Below are 2,850 nucleotides of genomic sequence, written 5' to 3'. Positions count from 1 at the left end.
TGAGGGGGCTGGGCCGTAGTTCAGGCAGGCGCGCGCGGGCCATGCCGCAGGCAGCGGCGGCCAGCAGGGTGGCCATGGCCAGATACGGCCATGCCAGTGCATCGAGTGCCTGCGTGCGTAGGGCCGTGCGGGTGGGGGCATCGGGGGCGAGTGTCAGGCTTGCGGCCAGTCCATTCATGTTGTGCATGGCCAGCCCCGCCAGCACCAGTGGGGCGACAATGCCTCCCAGCTTGTTGCACACCCCCATGATGGCAATGCGCTGGGCCGCGCGCGCATGCGGGCCAAGCAGCGTAACATACGGGTTGACTGCAACCTGAAGCAGGGCCAGCCCTCCGCCCAGTGTCAGCAGTCCGGTGAGAGTCAGAGGATACAGCCCCGCATGCAGCCCGCTGCCCGTTATGGCCATGCCCAGCGCCATGCCCCCTAGTGCATAAGGCAGGCTGCGTCCCGGCCCGTACTGCGTGGCCAGCCAGCCCGCAGGCAGGGCAAAGACCACATAGGCGATGTAGAAAACCAGCGGCACAAGAAAGGCGCTGACATCATCAAGCGAAAACGCCACCTGCACAAACGGGATCAGCGGGCCGTTGAGCCATGTTGCAAAGCCAATGACAAAAAACAGACCGGCCATGCATGCCAGCGGCCCCCACCCGAACGCACCGGCCGGGCAGGCGGAATGCTCAGGGGGCAGGGCCGCCGGGCTGCTCATGCGTTGGGGGTCATTCGTTTTCGGGCAGGCTGTCTATGGCCTCACACGCATGCACCAGAGCGGGGCTGGGGTTGGGGGCCATGCACAGCGCACGGGCATCGGGCGCGCAGCGTTCGGAGGCGTTCTCGACATCGGAATCCAGCACGTCTTCGGCCACACTCAGGTCGCGGGTGCGGTTGTCGTCCTGCTCTTTTTTAAGCACGTCTTGCGTGGTGTGCAGGTCCTTGAGCGCATCGATACACGCACTGCTCGAGGCTTCGGGCTTGAAGTGCAGCACCGTCAGTTCCTTGTGCAGCAGGATATTGGCTTCCGTATCCCGTGGGGCCACGCCGTCTTCATCAGCCTGTGCCGCTGGGGGCAGGCAGAGAAAGCCAGCCAGCGCCAGAGCCAGTGCTGTGGCCCATGCGGGGGCCAGACGGGCGGCTTTGCGGGCTGCCCCGGCGGGCAGGCAGGTGGCCGGGGGAGCGACAGGCGCGGTATGTGGACCAGACACGGCGAACATTCTCCAGAACCTGTGTGGTATGGTGTCGCGTTTTTTAGCCCGTGATCGCGCCATGCGTAAAGAAACAAGCGCGCCCGGCTGGCACGCCCTTGGCATGGCGGGTGCTTTGGTGCTAGACGCGGTATTGGAAAGTCGGCGGTGGACGGATACCTTGCCAACCCGGTCAGGTCCGGAAGGAAGCAGCCATGACGAGTTTCATCCGGGTTACTGTCCGGCTTTCCACCCTGTTTCCCGCCAGTGATGGCGTGGCGGCCAGCCTGACCGGCAGGTGTAATTTTCTTTCTTCGGGCAGATCATGAGCGAAGATACAGACGCCTGGCACGAGGGCGATGAAGGGCTACCCAGCCCCGAACCGGAAGGCCCCGGTCTGTTCGGTGATGCCCCCTCCCCCCCGCCGCCTCCCGTGGCCGAGCCGATAGCGCCTGCCGTATCAGGTGCCCCTGCGCCTTACCGCGTGCTGGCGCGCAAATATCGCCCCACCACCTTTGATGACCTGATCGGTCAGGAGGCCATGGTCCGCACCCTGCGCAATGCCTTTGCGCTGGGGCGTGTGGCCCATGCTTTCATGCTTACGGGTGTGCGCGGGGTGGGTAAAACCACAACGGCGCGTATTATTGCCCGTGCGCTCAACTGCACCGGGCCGGATGGTCAGGGCGGCCCCACGGCTGACCCGTGTGGCGTGTGCCCCAACTGCGTGGCCATTCTGGCCGACCGGCACCCCGATGTGCTGGAAATGGACGCCGCCTCCCGCACGGGGGTGGACGATGTGCGCGAGATTATCGAGGCCACGCGCTTTCGCCCCATGCAGGGGCGGATGAAGGTCTTTATCATCGACGAAGTGCATATGCTCTCGCGCAATGCCTTCAACGCGCTGCTTAAAACGCTGGAGGAACCTCCGGCACAGGTTACCTTCATTTTCGCCACGACCGAACTGCGCAAGGTGCCGGTTACGGTGCTCTCGCGCTGCCAGCGTTTTGACCTGCGGCGCGTGCCCCAGTCCGCTTTGGCGGGCCTGTTCGAGCGCATTGCCCAAAAGGAGCAGGTGCGCCTTTCGGATGACGCGCTGGCCCTGATTGCCCGTGCAGCTGATGGCTCGGTGCGTGATGGTCTTTCCCTGCTCGATCAGGCCATTGCACAGGGTGGTGGTGCTGGCTCGGATGCGCTGATCGGGGCGGAAGTCGTGGCCGACATGCTGGGTCTGGCTGACCGTCAGGTGGTGTTCGACCTGCTTGATGCCGCCCTGCGTGGCCAGCCAGATGTCGCGCTGTCGCTCATGGATGCCGCCCATGCCCGTGGTGCGGATGCTGGGCTGGTGCTGGGCGACATGCTTGAGCTTGTGCACACGCTTTCACGCTTGCGGGCGGTGCCTTCGCTCGAACACGCGGCGGATATGCCCGAGGCCGAGCGCGTGCGTGGGCAGGAAATGGCGGGTGCGTTCAGCGTGCCGGTGCTCATGCGGGCATGGCAGATGCTGCTCAAGGGCATGCAGGAACTCGACACCGCGCCTGACAGGCGGGTGGCGGCCGATATGGTGCTGATCCGCCTGTGTTACGTGGCCGACCTGCCCTCGCCCGAAGAACTGGTGCGTCATCTTTCCAACGCCGCGCGTGATGGGGCCGAGCCCCGGCCGGATCAGGCGGGA

General features: G+C 65.2%; 3 protein-coding genes and 1 other RNA gene. 2 read left to right on the top strand and 2 right to left on the bottom strand.

Annotation, left to right across the window (positions count from 1 at the left end; genetic code table 11):
• Both JCM25143_RS14805 and JCM25143_RS20270 read right to left on the bottom strand, forming a co-directional pair.
• The coding region (locus JCM25143_RS14805) for an MFS transporter (RefSeq protein WP_025861789.1) at window positions 1–706 on the bottom strand (706 nt) is incomplete at its 3' end.
• A gap of 10 nt (window positions 707–716) precedes the next feature.
• Window positions 717–1,199, bottom strand: a complete 483-nt coding sequence (locus JCM25143_RS20270; RefSeq protein ID WP_148300155.1) for a hypothetical protein — start codon at window positions 1,197–1,199, stop codon at window positions 717–719.
• Between the two features lie 135 nt (window positions 1,200–1,334).
• Between JCM25143_RS20270 and ffs the strand changes: the two genes are divergently transcribed.
• Both ffs and JCM25143_RS14795 read left to right on the top strand, forming a co-directional pair.
• Window positions 1,335–1,432: signal recognition particle sRNA small type (gene ffs / locus JCM25143_RS21765), an RNA gene on the top strand.
• A 71-nt stretch (window positions 1,433–1,503) separates the two neighbouring features.
• Window positions 1,504–2,850, top strand: a 1,347-nt coding sequence (locus tag JCM25143_RS14795) for a DNA polymerase III subunit gamma/tau (RefSeq protein ID WP_025861788.1), incomplete at its 3' end; no start/stop codon positions are given.

This window comes from Acetobacter papayae JCM 25143, assembly GCF_000613285.1.
Classification (GTDB): domain Bacteria; phylum Pseudomonadota; class Alphaproteobacteria; order Acetobacterales; family Acetobacteraceae; genus Acetobacter; species Acetobacter papayae.
Note: the sequence above shows the minus strand (reverse complement) of the source record. Positions and strands in the feature narration are given on the sequence as shown.